Annotated in this window: 14 protein-coding genes and 1 tRNA gene; 6 read left to right on the forward strand and 9 right to left on the reverse strand. The window is 65.7% G+C overall.

The annotated features are described in order from the left end of the window. Nucleotides 1-19: 19 nt before the first annotated feature. Nucleotides 20-105, forward strand: a tRNA-Leu gene (locus H8838_RS10115). Here H8838_RS10115 and H8838_RS10120 read toward each other — a convergent pair. From H8838_RS10120 to H8838_RS10130, 3 genes are all read right to left on the reverse strand, one after another. Further along, complete coding sequence (locus H8838_RS10120) at nt 87-1,928, reverse strand: recombinase family protein (protein WP_185996158.1); 1,842 nt, start codon at nt 1,926-1,928, stop codon at nt 87-89. The genes H8838_RS10115 and H8838_RS10120 overlap by 19 nt on opposite strands. Next, nucleotides 1,925-2,113: a hypothetical protein gene (locus H8838_RS10125; protein WP_185996157.1), complete on the reverse strand. Its 189-nt coding sequence runs from the start codon at nt 2,111-2,113 to the stop codon at nt 1,925-1,927. The genes H8838_RS10120 and H8838_RS10125 overlap by 4 nt, the downstream gene beginning before the upstream one ends. A gap of 139 nt (nt 2,114-2,252) precedes the next feature. Continuing rightward, nucleotides 2,253-2,870: a recombinase family protein gene (locus tag H8838_RS10130; protein WP_185996156.1), complete on the reverse strand. Its 618-nt coding sequence runs from the start codon at nt 2,868-2,870 to the stop codon at nt 2,253-2,255. A gap of 190 nt (nt 2,871-3,060) precedes the next feature. Between H8838_RS10130 and H8838_RS10135 the strand changes: the two genes are divergently transcribed. Together H8838_RS10135 and H8838_RS10140 are read left to right on the forward strand one after the other, a co-directional pair. Next, complete coding sequence (locus tag H8838_RS10135) at nt 3,061-3,414, forward strand: hypothetical protein (RefSeq protein WP_185996155.1); 354 nt, start codon at nt 3,061-3,063, stop codon at nt 3,412-3,414. 68 nt (nt 3,415-3,482) lie between these two features. Then, nucleotides 3,483-4,238 (forward strand): DUF429 domain-containing protein, encoded by a 756-nt coding sequence (locus H8838_RS10140; protein WP_185996154.1) that lies wholly within the window; start codon nt 3,483-3,485, stop codon nt 4,236-4,238. An 8-nt stretch (nt 4,239-4,246) separates the two neighbouring features. Here H8838_RS10140 and H8838_RS10145 read toward each other — a convergent pair whose 3' ends face one another. The 6 genes from H8838_RS10145 to H8838_RS10170 form a co-directional block, all read right to left on the reverse strand. Further along, nucleotides 4,247-5,080 carry a GIY-YIG nuclease family protein gene (locus H8838_RS10145; protein ID WP_185996153.1) on the reverse strand — a complete coding sequence of 278 codons (834 nt, stop codon included), beginning with the start codon at nt 5,078-5,080 and terminating at the stop codon, nt 4,247-4,249. Nucleotides 5,081-5,166: 86 nt separating this feature from the next. After that, nucleotides 5,167-8,016 carry a DNA methyltransferase gene (locus H8838_RS10150; RefSeq protein WP_185996152.1) on the reverse strand — a complete coding sequence of 950 codons (2,850 nt, stop codon included), beginning with the start codon at nt 8,014-8,016 and terminating at the stop codon, nt 5,167-5,169. 127 nt (nt 8,017-8,143) lie between these two features. Next, nucleotides 8,144-9,283: a thermonuclease family protein gene (locus H8838_RS10155; protein WP_185996151.1), complete on the reverse strand. Its 1,140-nt coding sequence runs from the start codon at nt 9,281-9,283 to the stop codon at nt 8,144-8,146. 2,773 nt (nt 9,284-12,056) lie between these two features. After that, a complete protein-coding gene (locus tag H8838_RS10160) occupies nt 12,057-12,401 on the reverse strand; it encodes a hypothetical protein (protein ID WP_185996150.1) in 345 nt (114 codons plus the stop codon). Continuing rightward, nucleotides 12,398-12,763 (reverse strand): hypothetical protein, encoded by a 366-nt coding sequence (locus tag H8838_RS10165; RefSeq protein ID WP_185996149.1) that lies wholly within the window; start codon nt 12,761-12,763, stop codon nt 12,398-12,400. Before H8838_RS10165 ends, H8838_RS10160 begins: the two co-directional genes overlap by 4 nt. 393 nt (nt 12,764-13,156) lie before the next feature. Then, a complete protein-coding gene (locus H8838_RS10170; RefSeq protein ID WP_185996148.1) occupies nt 13,157-14,248 on the reverse strand; it encodes a hypothetical protein in 1,092 nt (363 codons plus the stop codon). 629 nt (nt 14,249-14,877) lie between these two features. Here H8838_RS10170 and H8838_RS10175 point away from each other — a divergent pair. From H8838_RS10175 to H8838_RS10185, 3 genes are read left to right on the forward strand one after another with little or no spacing between them, the layout of a single operon-like run. Then, a complete protein-coding gene (locus tag H8838_RS10175) occupies nt 14,878-15,213 on the forward strand; it encodes a hypothetical protein (RefSeq protein ID WP_185996147.1) in 336 nt (111 codons plus the stop codon). Nucleotides 15,214-15,241: 28 nt separating this feature from the next. Continuing rightward, nucleotides 15,242-15,682, forward strand: coding sequence for a hypothetical protein (locus H8838_RS10180; protein ID WP_185996146.1), 441 nt, complete (start codon nt 15,242-15,244; stop codon nt 15,680-15,682). Continuing rightward, a complete protein-coding gene (locus H8838_RS10185; RefSeq protein ID WP_185996145.1) occupies nt 15,679-18,438 on the forward strand; it encodes a phage/plasmid primase, P4 family in 2,760 nt (919 codons plus the stop codon). Before H8838_RS10180 ends, H8838_RS10185 begins: the two co-directional genes overlap by 4 nt. Nucleotides 18,439-19,337: the final 899 nt, after the last annotated feature.

A 19,337-nucleotide genomic window follows, 5' to 3' on the forward strand; every position in this document is an offset into this window, starting at 1 on the left:
TTAGGGTTTCCTCGCACTCGTCCGGGTGGCGGAATTGGCAGACGCGCTAGCTTGAGGTGCTAGTGCCCGTATTAGGGCGTGGGGGTTCAAGTCCCCCCTCGGACACGCACGCTAACCCCACCTGGGGCCACAACGGCCCCAGCGTGGGGTTCGCTCTTTTCCGGGGCACCTCCTCCGAGGACCACATGGGCGGAGGCCATGCGGGTCTCTGGTTCGAAGTCGATCCGCAGCCGCACCGTCTCAAAGAACGCGTGCAGCAGTTCGGGACTTACATCGGTGGGGTCCAGTTCCGTGGCAACAGCCACGAACGAATCCAGGTAGGTCTCGACCATCTCGCGGGTCACCGAGACCTCCGTGGCGGGTGTAAGCGCCAGCACGTCGACGAGCGCCTTCTTCTCGGCGGTCAGTTCACTGATACGACCGGCCAGAAGGGCTGGGTCGGTGCCCGCCTCGATGGCCGACACCAGATTCGCCAAGCCCTTCTCCACCTCAGCCAACTTGCGCTCGCTCGTGGCTCGCCGGACATCGACCTTCGTTGGCTTCTCCGCCCAGCCCATCAGGTCGTCCAGCATCGCGGCTCGACCGGCCGGAGCGAAGAGCGAGGCAATCCAACGGAGGACCTCGTCCAGGATCTCGGTCTGACCCACTGACACATTGGCGGGATGGGTGGCCATGGCAGGGCTGCCCTCGACCAGGTCACGACTGCGGCATCGGTACTTCACGTACCGAGGCAGGGTCGGATGGTCGTTCTTTGTGTTGTAGCGACTCGGCTGCATCCTTCGACCACAGTCGCCGCAGTGGATCATTCCGCGCAACGCGTACTGGATGGGGCCACGGCGGTCGCGGGTCTGCTTGGCCTGGCCCTTCATGCCTCCAGCGGACTTGGCGGCGCGCAGGGCCTGGACGTGGGTGAACTCCTCGACGCTGACGATGGGCGCATGAGCCGGACGCAGGGAGCGCGCCGCAGGCCTGTCGTTGCGCTTCAGGTACTGCTTCTTGCCCAGCGGCGGGTTCTTCGGGTCGACGAGCCGTTCGGCCTTCTTGAACTTCCCCCACTGCTCAAAGCCGGTGTACCGGGCGTTCGACAAGATGGCCGCGATGGTGGACACCTGCCAACCGTCCTGGGACCGGTGGCTGTTGCGCTTCGCGTCGTGCTTCGAGGGACACGGGATCCCGTCCCCATTGAGGCCAGTCATGATCTGGCGCAGGGAGCGGCCATCGAGTGTCTCCTCGAAGACGCGGCGCACAACCGGCGCAGCGACCGGATCGATGACCAGCCGCTTCTGCATGATGCCATCGGCAGCCTTCCCGGGATGCGGGTGCAGCCGGAACGCCTCGGCGGTGTAGCCGTACGGCGGGCGACCGCCCTGGTAACGCCCCTCGTTGACGGTCTGGACCTCCATGCTCGCGCTGACGCGAACGCGGGTCGTCTCCCGCTCCCCCGCTGACATGCCACCGGCGAGAGCCATGAGCGTGTCGTGCATCGTGTTGGCCGGGTCGTAGCGACCGCCGAGATCCTTGATGTACAGAGGGATGGCGCACTCGACGAGCATCGGGGCCACGTCGGAGAACTGGGCTCCGTAGAAGCAGCGCTTGCCTTCACCAACCACGACGGCCTCCCACCCACGGTCGCGGTCGTCCATGTCGTCGAGCAGGCGTTGCGCGCGGGGGCGTTGGCCCCACACGAACGACCGGGAGAAGCCGATGTCGAAGTACTCGGCCACGATTTCGGCGCCCGGACAGTGGAGAGCGAGGAGGTCTCGTGCCTCCTTCAACTGCCACTGGCGGCTCGTCTCGGGGTCCTGGTTGTCCTCGGTACTGACTCGCCCGTAGAACGCGAACCGGCGCGGCGCCAGGTCGGGGGTCAGTGGTTCGTTGCGGCCCGTAGCGGCGTCGTAGTCAGCCCACGGGTCGAGCGGGGCGCTCACGAGGCGACCGTCTCCCGCGCGAGGCGCGTCTGGTAGCGCTTGTGGGTGTCGACCAGGAGGGCCAGGAGGGCGCGGCCCGCTTTCGCGTCCAGGATGGGCAGCGCCTCGGGGCGGACCACAGTGATGACGTCTTGGGTCTTGGGTCGCAACGGAGCGACTATGTCGGTGTTGGTGTGGGGGTGCATGTCAGTTCTATGCCGTCGAGCACCACCGCGGCGGCGCAAGTCGCTGACCTGCGCAAACGGGTCGTTCTGGGGGCTGGCGGTCGATGAGTAGGTGCACCTCATCCGCACACCATGACACCGATCAGACCGATCAAGTCGATCAGGTCGAAGCGACCGGATCCGTTTCGGCTGCGCGCGCCACGATCCGATAGACCGACGAGCGCGCGACACCAAAGAGGTCAGCCACTTCTCCCGCTGTGTGGCCCCCGTCGGCCATGAGGGACACGACGTGCCTTTCCTGAGCGACGGACAGTTTCGGCTGGCGGCCGCGGAGACGGCCCTTCTGCCGAGCGATCTCCATGCCCTCACGCGTACGCGCGCTGATGAGGTCCCGCTCGAACTCGGCGATCATGCTGAGGATGTTGAACAGGAGCCGCCCCATCGGATCGGTCGGGTCGTGGACGGCGCCACCGAGCGAGAGGGCAACCCCGCGCTCGGCGAGTTCCTCGGCGATGTCTGAGGCGTCACGCACCGACCGGGCCAGCCTGTCCAGTTTCGTGACGACCAGTGTGTCCCCCTCGCGGCACGCTGCCATCGCCTCGCGCAGGCCGATCCGGTCACGGTTCTTGCCCGTCCTGCCATGGTCGAGGTAGATCCGGTCCTGAACGACGCCCAGTCTTTCCAGTGCCTGACGCTGGGCTTCGAGGTCCTGGTCCTCGGTGGAGCATCTGGCGTATCCGATGAGGATCCCGGTTGAGGCTTCTGCCTGTTGTCCCATATGAGCCACCCTTGGTGAGAAAGATCGCGGACACCTGATCTGAGACTCAACACGAGCGCGCCGACAACGCCGCGATCACGTGCTCCGAGGTGTCTCGCTGGGCGATCGGAAATTGGGACACCTCGCCGGGTTTGGTGCTGGCCCTATGAGGCAGCGCGTCGACACATCGACTGGTCGCTAGAGTTCGCAGGTGATGACCACATGGGGAGACCTTCTGAACCTGCTCGACGTGTCGATTCGGCGGCTGAACTTCTCACTGTTCGAGCGAACGACCAGGGGGCTCACCGGCATCGAAGAGAACGACCGCGTCCTTGTCGACGCGATCTACGAGGTGACGGCTCTGGCGACGAAGATCGCAGAGGACATCGCGAAGAATCCCGAGCGCGCTGAGCGTGACGCCATTACGGAGCGGACGCTGATCGACTTCCTCGCTCGAATCGACCTCGACCTCTCGGGGCGCCGCGACGGCGAGACTCTCGACGACACCGTCCTGGCCCGTCTTGCCCGAGAGGCAAAGGATGTGCGAAAGAGCCTGGGCGCCTAAGGCATTTCTTGGCCGGACCTGAGTTCCAGGTCGAAGTGCCGGGCCGTGGCACCGGTACGTTCGCGGTCATGATCACCGCAGGCATCGACCTCTCCGCTGATGTCAAGAAGACTGGCGTCGCTTCGATCGAGTGGAGCGACGGCCGTGCCGTGGTCGTCGACCTCTCCGTCGGGCAGCACGATGACGCGGCGTTGTGTGAACTGATCCGAGCCGTCGACAAGACAGGCATCGACTGTCCCCTTGGCTGGCCGTCGCCATTCATCGACTACCTGATCGCCCACAGGGCGGGCGGTCACGACCTCGTGGTCCCGGAGACTCGGCACGCACTAACGCAGCGCACCACTGACATTCACGTGACAGCGAGGACCGGGACCAGACCGCTGAGCGTGTCGGCTGACCGGATCGGCTCAGCGGCGATGCGTTGCGCCGCAGTTCTTTCGATTCTCACCCGGTCCGGCGCCCGCGTTGACCGCACTGGTCAGACCGGGCCCATCGTCGAAGTGTACCCCGCCGCTGCACTAAAGTTCTGGGGACTCCCCAACACCGGATACAAGGGAACGAAGGCGACAGAGACCGGCCAGCGCAGCACCCTCGTGTCACGGATCCTGCGGGCAATGCCATGGCTGGACCTCGGCGACCATAGAGAATCGTGCTTGCACTCCGACGACGCTCTCGATGCGGTGCTCTGTGCCGTGATCGCGGGGCTCTCTCGTCAAGGACTGTGTGAGCCAGTCCCCGAGTCCGCGCTGCAGGTTGCACAGGCCGAAGGCTGGGTCGCGCTTCCCACCACTGGCGCCCTCACAGCCGTCGAGGGTTCGCAATAGGAACCTTGTCAGTTCCGATTCAGCCCGTACTGGCGAGTGAGCAGTGCCCGCTTAAAGTGAGCCTCGGCCTCGTCCACGTCGCGTGGTGGGGTATCCGGTCCGAACACCCGAAGAAGACTGAATACGAAGTGCCGGGCGTGGTCGGTGCCAACTTCCGCCAGGCCCCGAAGCGCGGCGTTGTTGCCGTGGCCATTCTTGGCGTACTGGATCCACCGTCCGAGGATGCGCTCGCTGCCGTCCGCCTTGCCCACGTATTGCTGTCCCGTGCTCGTGTCGGCGATCAGGTAGACGCCTTGGACTGAGCCCAGCGCTGTGCGCCAAGCCGCGTATCGCGAGTCCTCCAGCACCATGCGAAGGTCGGCACGGCTGAGCACGAGGCGGTCGAAGCCTGGGAACGCCACGTTCTGTGGATCGGCGATCTCGATCACCGGGAACGCAGCAGCGACAGTTCCGCGCTTCGCCCAGTTGATCGCGTCTTTGCTCCACTCGGTCACCAGTCGGTCGGCGAGCGAGGACATGGCGTCGGACGGACGCAGGTCAAAGAAGCGATGCACGTTATTGCGCTCTGCGGCAACCTCACCATGGTTCTCGAAGGCTCCCCAGAAGCGGCAGCGCCGTCCCGATTCGGCGAGGAAATTCAGCCAGACCGGAGGCTGCTCGGCCTTGAAGCGCAGCCCCTGCCCCCGTGTGTAGGCGAGCACGTTCTCGAACGTCGTCTCGCCACGGCGAAGACCGTCGTCATTGTAGGTGTGGCGTACGACCAGCACCTCGTTCGGGTCAAGCCCGCAGGCGTCGAAGACGTGGCCCAGAGTGAGGTCACCCGCAGAGGATAAGTTCGTCATCACAAAGCCAGGGTAGACATTCCTGGCTCGTTCAGACCGCCGCGCGACCGACTGCGAAGCGGCTGGCGACTAGTCCACGAGGACGGCTACTGGTGGTCGACCGCGAGCCGGTATGTCGTCGTGTACGCAGACTCCCCGAACTGCGAGCCTCCCGGAACTCGGGCAACTAAGGGATCGTCCGCAGCGGCGAGATTGAGCGCAAGAAGTTGCGCGAGCAGATCCTCGTCCGGATTGAAGCCGTATGCCCCGATTACTGCCGCGTCGAGTTCCCTGTGAAGGTCTCGTAGCGGCGATGCGCCGCCGTCGCGCAGCGAGTCATACATCGCGCCAAGTGTCATGCCAGAAGCCAGGTAGTCGGACCGCTTGTCGATGATCGCCTTCGACGCCTCAGCCACCTTCGCGACCGCGGTGGGTGTCGGGCTAGACGGCCAGGGGAAGGAGTCCCAGACCGTCGTTGGCGTGTAACGGGGGTCTGCCTTCAACTTGGAGCAGCGCTCGTCGAACCAAGCGCGGTGAATCGAAGAGGAGAGGACGCCAAAGGAGTAGTCGTCGTCTAGGGCGAACAACTGGAGTGAGTCATCGGGCCGGATGGCGGGATCGACGAACACATAGATGGAGGTCCGCTGAGCAGCCGCAACCCGGGTCAAAGCGATGTACCGGGTCAACGGGGCAAACGCGGTGAGCATGTCGTCACGTCGGCGCCAGTGTTTCCACCAACGCTTCGCCAAAAAGTCCTGATAGGCCGTGACCGGCTTACCGTCGGGCTTCTCGGCAAGCATCTCTTCGTTGCGGCGCGCTTCCTTCGCGGCTGCCTTCCTCCGCTCCGGAAGCACGCGATCGGTCAGCAGCGCCATCACGCTCGGATACTTGTGACGCGCACTTACGATGTCGGACTCACCTACGTCCATCACGTATCCCGGGACACCGTTCAGCCAGATCAGGGGCTCCCCGCTGATCATTGGCTTGATGACATCGGCTGCTTGCGGCTCGGCCGCGATCATCGCCAAGGCTTGCGCCGTATCGAGTCTGTATCCCGCGACGATTCCGGTTGTCTGCCCCTGGAAGCACACCTTCGGCTTCTTGTTCACAGCAAGTGGCGCGGCCTTCGTGACGTCCGTGAGTGGCCTCAGCGTCGCTGGAATGTGTGGAACGGGAAGCCGCAATTGCCCCTCGTCGAGCCATAGAAGACGATCCCCGACTGGGGCGCTTTTCGATCCCTTCACCCAGTTGACGATCGAGACGGTCACGACCGCGTCTCCTGACCAAGGCTGCGAAGACACCGCGTCGAAGATCACACCGTCGTTCTCGACCACGTAATCCAATGACTTCACGCGTGAGGCGTTGTCCCGGATCGCCTGCGTGGCGACAAACCCTGCACGCCCCCCATCCGGGAGCGCGTCATGGGCGAGCGGGAACCAGAACGTCACGAAGTCGCTGACACCCGGATTCGGGTACACCTCGTCGAGTCGCTGAACGTAGGCGAGGCCAAGGTCCTCCACCATCTTGCGTCGGCCCATGTACGGCGGATTTCCGATGATTGCGTCGGCCTTGGGCCACGGACTGAACAGAGCGTCGGCACACACGACGGTGGTGTCCAAGTTGTCGAGCGGCAGCACATCTTCCTGCCCACCCTCCAACTCGTCGGAGGCAAGTTTCTTGCCCATCATCAAGGTCACCTTGGCGACCTCCACAGCGAACGGGTTGTTGTCGATCCCGAGGAAGTGATCCGTCGTCACGTAGGAGAAGGCCGTTTGGTCGCGTGTCCCTGACTTCCGCCGCTCGTCGATCCGCTGCTTCACTTCCGCTTCCAGACTGCGCATCTCGCGGTAGGCAACGTAGAGGAAGTTGCCCGAGCCACACGCGGGGTCCAGCACCCGGTAGGCGGCCATGTCGAGCAGGAGGCGCTCGTAATCGTTGATCGTCTTGGCGGCGTCGATCCGCTCCCGCCACGGCTGCACGATGCATGGTCCTACGATCTTCATGATGTCGGCTTGAGACGTGAAGTGGGCCCCGTACGCATGACGTTCGCCCTTGTCCATCGACGTCTCGAACAGCGTGCCGAAGATCTCGGGACGCACCTTGGACCAATCCGTGGTGCAGGCCTCCTTCAGAGCGGACAACTCGCTGTCAGTCATCTCGACAGGCTGGACGTCCGCGAAGAGCCCCCCGTTGAAGTACGGAGTGCCCTCGAAGCGGCCACCGGAGGTCCGGCCTGGCGTGTTCATCTCTCGAAAGAGAGATCCGAGCAGGTCGTACGCCTCCCGCCCATTCGTTGCATCCGCGGTCACCGTCCGCGTGAAGAAGTGCGAGGGCAGCAACCCGATGTCCTCTGCGAACATTGCGACGACTGACTGGAGCACGAACCGCTGGGCCTCTAGCCGGTCGATGCCGCGGTCCACCATGGAGCGGAAGACGCCTGACACCTTCGCGGCCGCATCGCGTGTGACCTCAACGAGGTCGTTCTCGAAGATTGGTGTTTCTGCCTCAGGAAGCAGGAAGGCCAGCGCCTCGAATCGTTGTGGCAGATCGTCGATCTTGACGACATCCATCGGCGCGTCGAGTTGCTGGTCGAAGTCATAAATCCAGAACTCATCGAAGTTGCACAGGACCACGTAACGGGGGCGGCTAGGCACAGCCTGCTGCCAGTAATCGAATGCCTGACGGAAATGCCGTGCAAGGTCTGAACCCGCCTTCTTCATCTCGAAGAGCACGCGCGGCTTCCACATGAGGTCGACATAGGAGACCCCTAGGTAGTCGATCCGGCGATGCACGCGGTCCTCGTAGATCGCGCCAGCCTCGATCGCGCCCTCATGGCCGAACGCCTTGAAGAGGCGGTCTAAGAACGTCTGCGCCTCACCCTTCTCGTCGCCGCGCAAGTAGGTGTGACGCCACTCGGCGAAGGACTTCAGATTCGGACGCAGGCTCTCAGGTTCCACGGGGACATGGGATCACAGAGCGAGCACGGACGTCCCGTGTCTCGACGGAGACGCCCGCTGAGATCAGTCCCATTGCGCCCTGACACGCTGCGCTCGCTGGCGCCCAACCTCATTGGTTGCTGACTGCTCAGCGCAGCGCGATGAACCTCCAGGTCAGCCCGTCCATGTCCTCGACCAGCCACATCTCATCCATGAGGTCGTCTGCGGCGGGCTTGGCGGTGCACAGGTAGCCGGTGACGGTCTGGCCGGGCTGCACGTTCATCTGGTTGAGCAGGTTCGGGGCGGTCCCGCACGAGCCGTAGGCGCGGTCCGTGATCGGCTTCGCGGTGTCGCCGTAGACGTAGCCGAACGGCACGAGGTTCGCGGGCTGCGCCTGGTCTGACCCGGTGCGGGTCGCGGTGACCTGGACGCGGCGGAACGTGGCGCCGGGGACCGGCGGGGTGAAGGAGTAGGTGCCGGGGGCCGCGGCGGCCTGTTCGGCGGTCATCTCCGGAAGCGCGTCGGTGTCGGTGGGCCCGAAGGTGTAGCGCCATCCGTCGAACTCGAAACCGGTCCTGGCCCGGTAGGGGTAGCGGGCCGAGCCGTAGTTGCGCACGCACATGCCGAAGCCGCCGTACCTGTTGGCGTCGGCGTCGCGGGAGTAGGAGCGGAAGCGGTTCTTGGCGGCGAACTTGTAGGAGGCGACCTCGGCCCATCCTTCGGAGACGATGTCCCAAGCGAGCCCGAACTTCTTCTCCTGCCCCTTCTTGGCCACCTCGGCGATGAGTCGGCCCTGCTTGTCGCGCTTGGGGGCCTTCTTGTCGATCACCAAGGTGACGACCTGGCCCGGCTTCGCCTTCGGCTTCAAGAAGCGGCGTGCGCCGTTGGTCATGCACGAGTTGGCCTTCGCGATGTCGAGGCCGAGCAGGCGCACCTCGAACGGCTGCTGGGTGCCGAGCCGCAGCCGCAGGATGTCGCCTGCCACGACCTTGACGATCTTCAGGGTCGCGGGCTTCTTCTTCGGCGGCGGCGGCGCGGCCGGAGGTGCCGGGTCGTTGGGGTTCGGGTCGCGGCCGTAGTAGTAGGGGCCGGGGTTGGACTCGCACACGACCCAGTCGCCGTCGGCGTCGAGGCGGTGCGGGTCCGCGGCGGGGTTGTTGGCCAGGAAGAACAACTGGGCGGCCCGCTGGGAGGGGAAGTCCGCGCAGTCCATGTCCCCCGCGCTGGCCGGTGCCGAGAGCCCGACGAGAGCGAGCGGGACGGTGATGAGCAGGGCTAGGACGCGCATGTGAACCCCCGGGTGCGAGATGGCGCCTCGGCAAGAGACGAGACCGCGCTCAAGATGCCGCACGCCGAGGGGTGCTGGCAGCGGTTCGGTGCCGGTTACCGAGAGTTGAGTACGCGCCGCGCGCGCGGCCGGTGCGGGCCCAGGCGAAGGCGGAGTCGGGAGCGAGCCCGAGGCCAGGGTCGGCCAGAAGGGTCAAGCGAGCCACAGCCTGGGCTACGACGTCCGGGCGACGGTCGCGAGCTAGTCCTCTTTCATCCCCTCCTCGTCCAGTGTGGCGCAGAGGGTTGAGACACCCGGCGAACTCATGAGCACGGGGCATGCGGGGCCTCAACTCATCAGGCGATCACCTCGACGACCAGGTCGCCGCACTGGCTGGCCTGGGTCAGCAGGGCGCTGTTCTCGACCGAGTCCACCGACAGGTCCCAGCGGGTCTTCACCGCGACCCACTCCCCTGCGTAGCGGCACCGCTCCAGCAGCGGCCACCACTCACCGGGGTCCTGGTCGGACTTGGACCGGTTCCTTCGCCTTCTCGCCCTTGACCACGGTGATGTGGTCGTCGACCGCGTCCAACTTCGCGGACTTCGCCGCGGCGCGCGCCACGACGGGCGTCTCCTCGGCGGAGGCAGCGACGGACAGGACGACGGGCGTCGCGCCCAGTCCAAAGGACCGGGGCGAGGGCGAGGGCGGGCAGCACGCGGCTCTTCAGGGTCATGGGCACCAAATGTGGGGGCGTGAACCGACATCTCCCCCGTTTCGCGCAAGATCAGCGCCCCGCGCCGTTCAAGTCGCGAGAACTTCTCCTCGATGGCGGGGATCCTGCGGCGTTCTTGGTCGGGGCCCTCGACACTGGAAGCGCTGCCAGGCTGGGTCAGAGGGCCCGCACGCAATAAGGCATTCGTGGAAGGCGTGCATAGCCCCCCCCCCCCGATCTGACCCTCGCATCTGCGGCGAACCGCCACACTGACGCGCGCCACGAGATTAGATTTGCGCCATGGGGGGCTCGAAGGCTCAGAAGCGAAACGCTCGGGTTGCCGCAGCACGGAAGTCCGGTACCGACATCGTCGCGCTCAACGCCGCTAGGGACGCCTCGCTGCGTCGGATTCAGGCTCGCTCTGGCATCAATCGCACCGACAACATGGGAACGAATCCGGGCAGACGGGTCGACTCGTCCCCAGACCCGCTCAGCGATCTGGGGGGCAGACCCCGTGGGCGGGTCAAGTTCGTTCCGCGCGGCGACGCGTAAGTTCGTCGCAAAAGGCGCATTGCGTCCGTTGAGCCCAACGGCTAAACGCCCGGGCGCGACCCCTTCGGAACAGCCGTCATCTACTCGTGTCGGGCGATAGGGACCCACTCGCCATCAGCACACCTGCACGATCATGGACACCATGCGCACAGTGCTCGGCCTCATCATCGACCCGCGGGACCACTCGACCCTGGCCCTGCGCGCCCCCCGGTCGACGTCGCCGAGGCCATCGGCGGACACGTCCAGCCCTTGGCTCTAGATGGGGACGGCGTAATGTGGGTCGCCGAGGACGGCAAAGACAAGGGGTCCCGTCAATACGCTGGCGAGTCAGATCGCGCGCCGGCTCAATTCAGGACATTTTCCGGCCGCTACGGTCAACGGCCGCTGCTTGGCCTGGCAGTGCGGTGGTTCACGCCCAGGGGTTTCGATACCTCGTCGATGCCAAGCCTCTGCCGGACCACAACTGCCGGGCAGACTAGTCTTCACCAAGCGAAGGTCGCAGTGTTCATTGACGGCTGCTACTGGCATTGCTGCCCAGCGCACGCGACGCGCGCCAAGGTGAACAGCGAGTACTGGAATTGGATGACCAAGATCGCCAAGAACAGGGCACGGGACGTTGAAACGACTCGTCTTCTGGTCGATGCCGGGTGGACCGTGATTCGCGCATGGGAGCACGAGGATCTTTGCGAGATATCGGACGCATCGCGACGGTGGTACGAGCGTCCTGACGCGAGCCCCCGACCTATGTGGCTACGCAACTCTCTGCATCACCGAGCAGCCGCGCCCGCAGACACGCGTGCGGCCCATCGATGCCTCGTCCGCCGATAGGCGCGACCCCTACTGCCATATGAGGATCCCGGCTGCGCCTGGTTTGCACGCCTACTCCTCACTACTGACCTGTTCTAAGTCTTGCCGGGGACCGACCCTGCGAATGCGTTCTGAATCGTCATGTTGCCTGACGTCTTCACTGGTTCCGCATGAGCAGTAGAAGAGTTCACATCCCCTTCTCGAGTCGCGTCGCACACGGACACATCCACCAAGACATGAAGGGCCCCGGTTGGGTGCCGAGCGCAGGACTGGGGATTCCCGCTTGGATAACTCGGGCGTCTGTCCGCTTTTCTCGGTGCGAATTCTTGGTTTTTATGTCCGCTTCGGTGCGGTTCCGCGCGATGCGTCTCCGCATGTTGTGCTGCGGAAACGTCCAACGACAGAAGGGAGAGCGTGATGTCCTTCGCGCAGCACGCGGAGAGCCGACAGGGGCGCAAGCGGACCCGTTGCCAGGTTGGTCTCACCATCCTGGACCAGGTTGAGTCCGCAGAACTGGCCGCGGTTCGTCAACTCGTAGACAGCTTCGAGTTCACGACTACGTACGTGGCGCGAGTCATCCGGGAGGAGACTGGACGGACTCCCGACGCGGCGGCGGTCTGGCGGCATCGAAACCGCCTCTGCGGGTGCCGTCGTCATGACGGGCTATGAGCCATTGCACCAGCAGTGCCATCCCCGTCGGACCTTCCACAGACCGGTCGCGTCCTACCGGCGTGAGTGCTGCGAGTGGCGCTCTTCGACGATACGCACGACCTCGCCGCCGCGTACCTCATGCTCGTTGCCTTGCTCGCCGCGAACCAGGAGGGTCAACCCGTGCCCGACAGCGAGCCAGTCGGCGGTGACGAGTTTCCATGCTCGACCGTCGCCCGCGTCATCGGGCCAACAGACAGCGTGGTTCCGTTCCGGGTCGAGGAGCCACGTCGCCCCATCGTCAGTGGTGATCACATACGTGTGCCCGATGCTGTCACCCTCGAGGTAGCCGACCTTGAAGCGGCGAGTCGAGGCGATCCCGCGTGGGCTGTCGTCTCCGTAGTTCGTTTGGCTGCTCACGAAAGGAAGCACCGACGCACGGCGACGACCCGGCCGGCACCGCGGTCGACTCCATCACCCCATGGATCGCTCGCTGGAGTCTCCGGGTCACGCCAACACCACGGCTCGCCGGGAATGGGCGGGTGCGTGTGTTTGGGTTCCATGGCTCGCGCGGTGCGGTCGTAAGGGCCCGAGACGCGGGTGAGGTCCTTGGGGTACTTGGTCAGGCTGTGCGTTCGCGGGTCAACCAGCAGCAGCGCGGTTTCCGTCTCAACGACGGTCGCTGCCGAGCGCAACCAGTCCACGTGATCCGCATCGACATCGATGCCGTCCGGAGCCAAACCTAGGAGGCCCGTGACGGCGGCCCGCTCGTGTTCGCTCATGCACACACATGTGTGCGGACAGCGCACGTTCGCTACCCGCCGCGGTATTGCACCCCTCGGCGCCTCGATTGGGCCGCACCGACTCTCGGCCTCGGGTGCCGGGGAGACCCATTCACCTGCGGGTTCGAGCCAGGAGGATGAAGGACGGTGACGCGGGAAGGTTCCAGCCGTGCCGTTGATGAACTCCAAGAATTACGACGCTCGCGTGCTCGGCGAGGTTCTCACATCGTCGTTGGATCTTGGACCTCGCTGCTGGCTCAGGCGAGAATGTGGCATCGCCTCGGAATCGTCGCGCCGTCACGCGACAACAGGCTGACCAAATTGCGGCGGAGGTGCTGCGGCGCTTGAGGGCCAGGGCTGAGTCGGGTGCCTAGGTGGCAGTCGCCCGGCGGGCTACTGGCTTGACTCCACTCCCTTCGAGAGCCGCGGGGTGGTCTGCGACGTGTAAGGAGTTGGCGCGTAGCCGCTAGAGGGACGACTGCCTCGTGCGTGATGTGCGTCAACGATCGTTGTCACGACGGTCCAGAAGTCGTCGTCGACCCAATCTGGACGCTGGTGAGGGTGGGTCTTGCGTCTCCGGCTCTGGCCCCTCACGTCGAGGGAGGGGAACTCGTCGACGGGTATGACGACTCCTCGATCGCGGACTTCGACACCTTGGTCGGTAACGGCCCAATCGTCGGTGAGCCATTCGGTGACGCGACCGTTAGGCCAGGCCTCGCTTGAAGAGCGACCTTCGGTGGCAGCGCTGACGGCGTTCCGGAAGTTGACTAGAAGAACCTTGAAGTCGATGGCGTCGGCCTCGGCCAGAAGCCCCGCCGCGCGGGTTCGTCGATCGAATTCGCGAGCCGCCTCCTGGACCGGCACCTCGGCGGTCCAATCGAGGCGAACAATCTGCCTTCTGTCGTTGCGCAGAGCCAGTTCCACCGCAGGCTCGCCAAGCGCGGACTGACGGTAAGAGCGGCCCCAGAAGATCGAGACGCGCGGGGCGTGAATGTCCGCTGCAGCAGGCACAGTGATCGTGCCGTGCCGTATGGCGTTGAGGTCGTTGGCCGTCTCCAGCAGTCTCGCGACCGTGTCGAACGAGACCTCGTTCTCGAAGTCCTCGATCGCCTGCTCGCGGGCTTGTTCGCGCCTTAGGTCGGCGCCTTCCAGCAAGTCACTGAGGTCCGACAACTTGGCGGACAGCCGCCTGTTCTCCTCGCGGAGGTCTGCCGTCGCCTCTACGACCACTTCTTGCGCTTGTTGTCTCGCCTGACCTGCGACGCGCCGTACGAAGGCTCGCTCCAGAAAGAACAGCACCGCAGCGAAGGTCATAGTCGTGCCCACGTTGGTCAGGGTTGACGACGTGATGACTTGCCACGAGCCGAATGGGTCGTACAGAAAGGGTGCAACGAGACAAAGAACGCCGACTATCGCGACGAGGATGATTACCCACCACCGGAATACCAGTCGGACGCTTGAGTCGCTCGGTGTTGTGCTGGACATGTCTCTCGAAAACCTCATCTAGGTGCGAAGCGTGGGTTACTGGCGGAGGCAGCCTAGAGTCGACTACGTATAGAAGGGCAGGGTTCTCACCAGGCACGTGTGAGGGATTGCGACAACCTCCGTGCAGGGCGTTAGACCGGGCGGGCTCGTTCTCGGGACCGGTGGCGCATTGTCGTGGCGACGCAAACGACCTGCAGCGAGCCCGTTGTCGAGGTGGTCTTGTTGCCAAACGACTTCGCCAGCCGGGCGGAGCGGTCCAGACGGTCGTGGGCGACGCGCCAGGCGCGCCGAATGGGGCGGAAGACCGGCCGCTTGTCTGTCGTCGTCCCACCCCACCCGACGGACCTCGACGTCGTGCTCTCGGCCTCTGTCCCTTGCGGCGGCCGCGGTGGCCCGCGGCCCAACAACACGAGCAGGTCCACTGCTAACCGGTCCGATCGCTTAGGTACGGCATGCGTCGCACGGTGCGTAGGTGACTCGCCCAGCCAATAGGGACACACCCAGTCAGTCCTGGACGCAGCGCTCCGCTTGGCCCCGGACTCCCTCTCGGTGACCAATCGCAACAAGTGAAGTGCCGACACGCTCGGCCTACGCATGTACCGCGGTATCACCTACTGAGAGGGCCAACCATGGCTACCAGCACCGCACCCGCAGTCCCCACCGGGACCGACCCGTTCCGAGACGCCGTCGACGCCATCGTCGGGAGCGACGTCCTCGTCGACCTTGACCGAGTCGCTCGCATCCTGAACATGCCCGGCCGCAACGCCGTCCGCCACCGCATGCGCCGCGGCACCCTTCCGCTGCGCCTCGTCCAGCCCGGCGGCGAAACTGCGGCGACCCTCGTGCCCGCCGCCGATCTCTACGCGGTCCTCGGCCTCATGTGGACGTCCCCGGCCCCCGGCACCAAGGTCCTCGCCACCGTCCTCCCCGACGGGTCCGTGGCCATCGAGACCGCATCCGCCTGACCTCACCTCCCCGAAGAAGGAACAACTAATGGTTAACCTCGCTCAGTACGCCTCAACGGCGTGCACCGCCTGCGGAGGCGCCGTCTCGACCGTCGCCACTCCGGCCGCGAAGGCTGTCGCCGCGCTTCGCTGGCGCGACGTGTACACCACGTCCTGCGGCACCGAGCACTGGAACATCGGTTGCGGCACGGCCAGCCAGAAGGCACGGTCCGTCTACAACGGTGACCTCATCGCCATCGACCAGCGGACCCTGCCCGACGGTCGTCTCGCGGCCATCCGTGTCTCGGAGGTCCCGCACATGGTCCCCGCACTGTGGCGCGTGACCGCCGGTCTCCGGCCGGCCTTCGGCCCCTCCGCGCTTGTAAAGACACTGGTGCACGAACTCGCGCACGACCTCGACGACGCTCTCGCCCTGGCCACCTCCCTGACCTTGCAGATCCTCGACGTCCCGAATGGAGGCTCGGCATGAGCGCCGCGACCCGCCAGCCCAGCAACCCGTTCACTCTCGGCCTGTCCGACGTCATCGCCGCCCGCAAGGCTGCCGGCACCACGGCCCCCGTCGAGCCGCCCGCCTACGTCGTCGGGGCCCCGACTGCGGACGGCCACGCTCTCATCACGCGGCTCCCGCAGGCTCCGCCCACGGGGGCCGAGGACCTTCTCGACAACATGTCCGGCGACGAGTTCGACGCCCCGGCCGAGGTCACCGGCCCGGGCGCGACCAACAAGGAACTGCTCGCACTCCTCGCTGATGTCACGCCGATCCGCAAGACCTCGCTGACCGAGGACGTCACCGGAGTCGACCCCATCGAGGCGCTGCGCCACATGAAGCAGCGCACCGTCGAAACCAGCCGCAAGGCCTACGACGCCGTCTTCGCCGCCCGCGGGCTCGCCCCGCTGGAGGAGTGGGCGTGGAAGTACCTCGCTGCGCGCAACATCACCGGCGAAGTCGCCGCCGCTCGCGGCTATGTCACCGGCCGGGGCATGCTCCCGCACCTCGACGAGGGCCTGGGCAAGTGGACCAACAAGCAGCAGCAGTGGGCCACGTCCGACGAGGACGGCAAGCGCTGGCTCGGCATTCCGTGGCTCGACGCCTACCACAACATCGTCGCCTGGCAGGTCCGCTGGCACGACAAGGACATGCGCGTCGAGATCCACGCCACCGAGAAGGGCGAGGAGAAGGACTTCAAGAAGTTCGACTTCCCCATCCCCGACGGTGAGTCCCGCCTCGTCGACGCCATGCACCAGTCCGACGACGCGGCGGTCATGCTCATCATCGAGTCTCCGGTCCGCGCCGACTGCATCGCCAGCACCGTGATCGACCTGTCCAAGTGGCTCTCCGTCGTCGCCGTCGGCGGCATCACCATGGCCTACGAGGGCAAGGGCAACGACGCCAACCCTTCCGACGTGCTGGGCCGCCTGAGCCCCGCCATGACCGAGGCCCTCGGCGGTGACCTCCAGGACAAGCACGTCCTGTGGGCCCCGGACGCCGACCACGCCTACAACTGGCAGTGCAACAACGCCACGCAATCCACGGTCGAGTCGCTGCTCGACGAGGGCGTCGCGTACTCCGGGGTCGTCGACGTGCCGCAGTCCCTGGTGCACCCGCGCTCGGGCCGCGTCCACGCCATGCCGGACGGTGCCGGGCTAGACGACGTCGCCCGCCACATGGACGCCATCCTGCCGGGCGAGCAGTGGCTCGGCCCGCTGCTGGCCGACGCCATCGAGGGCACCGACTACATCGCCATGTACCCGCGCACCGACATCATCGACACCCCGGCCTTGGCCGAGGCGCTCGCGTCGACGCTGGCCCGCAACGGCGTCTACAAGTTCGTGCCGACCGGCAAGAAGGAGGGCCTCTACTACACCTTCGACCAGGGCTTCTGGGGCATCGACGTGGCCGAGGCACGCGTCACCGTCGAGGGCACCGGGGTCGCCAACCGGGTCTTCGACCGGTCGAGCAAGGCCGCCACGGCCAAGGCCCGCATCAAGGCCCGCACCCTCATCAAGCCCGCCGTCGCCATGGCGGTGCAGACCGAGGTGGGCCTGGAGCACATCATGGTCCACGAGGGCGACTGGGAGCCACGCGAGTACTCCAACTACCTGCCGACCCCCGACGGCCTGCTCAACCTGGAGACGCTCGAACTGACCCCGCACGCTCCCGAGGCGCGCAACCTAGGCGTTACCCCTATGTCCTACAAGCCGGGCGCCACGCACCCGGACTGGGACAAGTTCTGTGCCGAGTTCTTCGTCAAGAAGGCCATCGACTCCAACGGCGACGACGTCCTCGACGAAAACGGCGAGCAGGTGTGGGAGCACGACGCCGACCTGGAGCGCATGATGCAGCAGGCCGCTGGCGCTGCGCTGCACGCCCGCTGCTTCGACACGGCGTACATCATGGTGGGCGCGGGCGGCGCGGGCATGTCGACCTTCACCGGCGCCCTCCAGGGCATCCTGCCGACCATCTACCAGGGCGCGCTGTCCTCCGAAGAACTCACCGGCAAGGACAACAACTTCGTCCTCTCGTCGGTCTACATGTCCCGCATGACGGCTGTGTCGGAGTTCCGCCCCGGCGACCTGCTCAACGAGGGCCTCTTCAAGAAGATCACCCAGGACAACGGCAAGGTGTCCGTCGAGGCCAAGTACGGCGACAAGTTCCTGTCCATCGTCCGGCCCACGCTGTTCGCCGACACCAACCACCTGCCGCGCGTCAGCGCCAAGGCAGGCGGCGACAACTCGCTGCGCCGTCGCCTCACGGTCACCAAGTACGGCCGCATCGTCAAGAACCCCGACAAGCAGTTGGGCACCCGGCTCGGATCCAAGGAGGCCCGTGAGGCCATCCTCGCGTGGGCCATCCGGGGCGCCTGGCAGATCCACAACGAGGAGGGCGGTTCCCCCTACCGCTCGCCCGCGTCGGACGCGGCAGTCGAGGAGTGGCTGACCGACTACGACCGCCTCGGCAAGTTCGTCGAGGACGCCCTGGAGGTCGACGTCAACGGGTACGCCGAGCGCGGCGCGGTCTACGAGGCCTACGAGGCCTGGTGCGACGCCGAGCGCATGGACACCAAGTGGCGCATGGAGCGGTCCGTCTTCTACTCCGCGCTGACCTCGCGTAAGGGCTTCGGCGTCAGCGACAAGAACGGCAACCGGCGGGTCATCAACGGCGTCACGGTCCGCGGGTGGAAGGGCTGGAAGGTCCTGCCGCACGACGCAATCGGCGCCTTCTGACTCACCGCCTGACCGGCATCACGGCCGGGTCCGACCTCCACATCCAGGGGGACGGGCCCGGCCGCTGTCGTTGCACGGGGTCGAGACGCCTGCGAGGGTTGCTCGACGGTCGCGTGCCGGACAGCGGATGAGCGTGGCTTGTCAGGAATGTCACCTATTTCTCAACTCATCTCTAAAGAGAAGTTGGAAGTAAGAGGGGTGCCTACACGGAGGTGAGTCGGCGGGTACCTGACATTCCCGACAATCGGCGGCGAGCCCGCTCGCCTAGCAGAGGCCGTCGTCGGTGTTCGGAACTCGGGGTCGGCGAGGCTGGGCATAAGGGTCCTCGGGCGGCGTCGAGGGACGGCGGCCTTCGACGCAGGTCCTCGATCGTGATGATCTGGACGTTCGGGACTGCCGACCATTGGCGAGTGAGTCCACGAGGCCTAGGAGGACCGGCGGTTCGCGGCCCGCAAGATCATCCTGCCCGCCACCGGGTCCGGCCGCCGGGTCGGCGACATCCGCCACTGGGAAAAGGGTCCAGGAGGGCAGGACCGTCGTCGACACCCACTCCCCCGGCATCGTCGCGGGTTCTGAACTCCGGCGACCACGAGGCGCCGTCCGGTCCGGCGCCAAATGTCTATACGGGTCGGCGGCGTCTGATCGGCGGCAATTCCGCGACAGACAGCAGCACATCCGGTAACGAGGAGAGTGACCTCCACGCTAACGCACCCGTCTCACCGCAGCGCGGACTCAACCCCGTCAACCTTGATCACGGGCGTCTGTCAACCCCACTCAGCCCAGGGGTCCGGGACACGCACGTTCGCGCAGGACCGTCGCCTACGGACGCAGCACTCGCTGCGCCTCCATCGTCGTCAATGTGGTGGCCTCCCAACCATTCACGGTGGCAAGCACCTGCT

This window comes from Nocardioides campestrisoli (assembly GCF_013624435.2).
Classification (GTDB): domain Bacteria; phylum Actinomycetota; class Actinomycetes; order Propionibacteriales; family Nocardioidaceae; genus Nocardioides; species Nocardioides campestrisoli.

Coding starts and splice junctions, on each gene's coding strand:
- H8838_RS10180 (WP_185996146.1), top strand. CDS start 15,242: ATGGTTAACCTCGCTCAGTACGCCTCAACGGCGTGCACCGCCTGCGGA.
- H8838_RS10130 (WP_185996156.1), bottom strand. CDS start 2,870: ATGGGACAACAGGCAGAAGCCTCAACCGGGATCCTCATCGGATACGCC.
- H8838_RS10125 (WP_185996157.1), bottom strand. CDS start 2,113: ATGCACCCCCACACCAACACCGACATAGTCGCTCCGTTGCGACCCAAG.
- H8838_RS10155 (WP_185996151.1), bottom strand. CDS start 9,283: ATGCGCGTCCTAGCCCTGCTCATCACCGTCCCGCTCGCTCTCGTCGGG.
- H8838_RS10140 (WP_185996154.1), top strand. CDS start 3,483: ATGATCACCGCAGGCATCGACCTCTCCGCTGATGTCAAGAAGACTGGC.
- H8838_RS10145 (WP_185996153.1), bottom strand. CDS start 5,080: ATGACGAACTTATCCTCTGCGGGTGACCTCACTCTGGGCCACGTCTTC.
- H8838_RS10175 (WP_185996147.1), top strand. CDS start 14,878: ATGGCTACCAGCACCGCACCCGCAGTCCCCACCGGGACCGACCCGTTC.
- H8838_RS10170 (WP_185996148.1), bottom strand. CDS start 14,248: ATGTCCAGCACAACACCGAGCGACTCAAGCGTCCGACTGGTATTCCGG.
- H8838_RS10185 (WP_185996145.1), top strand. CDS start 15,679: ATGAGCGCCGCGACCCGCCAGCCCAGCAACCCGTTCACTCTCGGCCTG.
- H8838_RS10165 (WP_185996149.1), bottom strand. CDS start 12,763: ATGAGCGAACACGAGCGGGCCGCCGTCACGGGCCTCCTAGGTTTGGCT.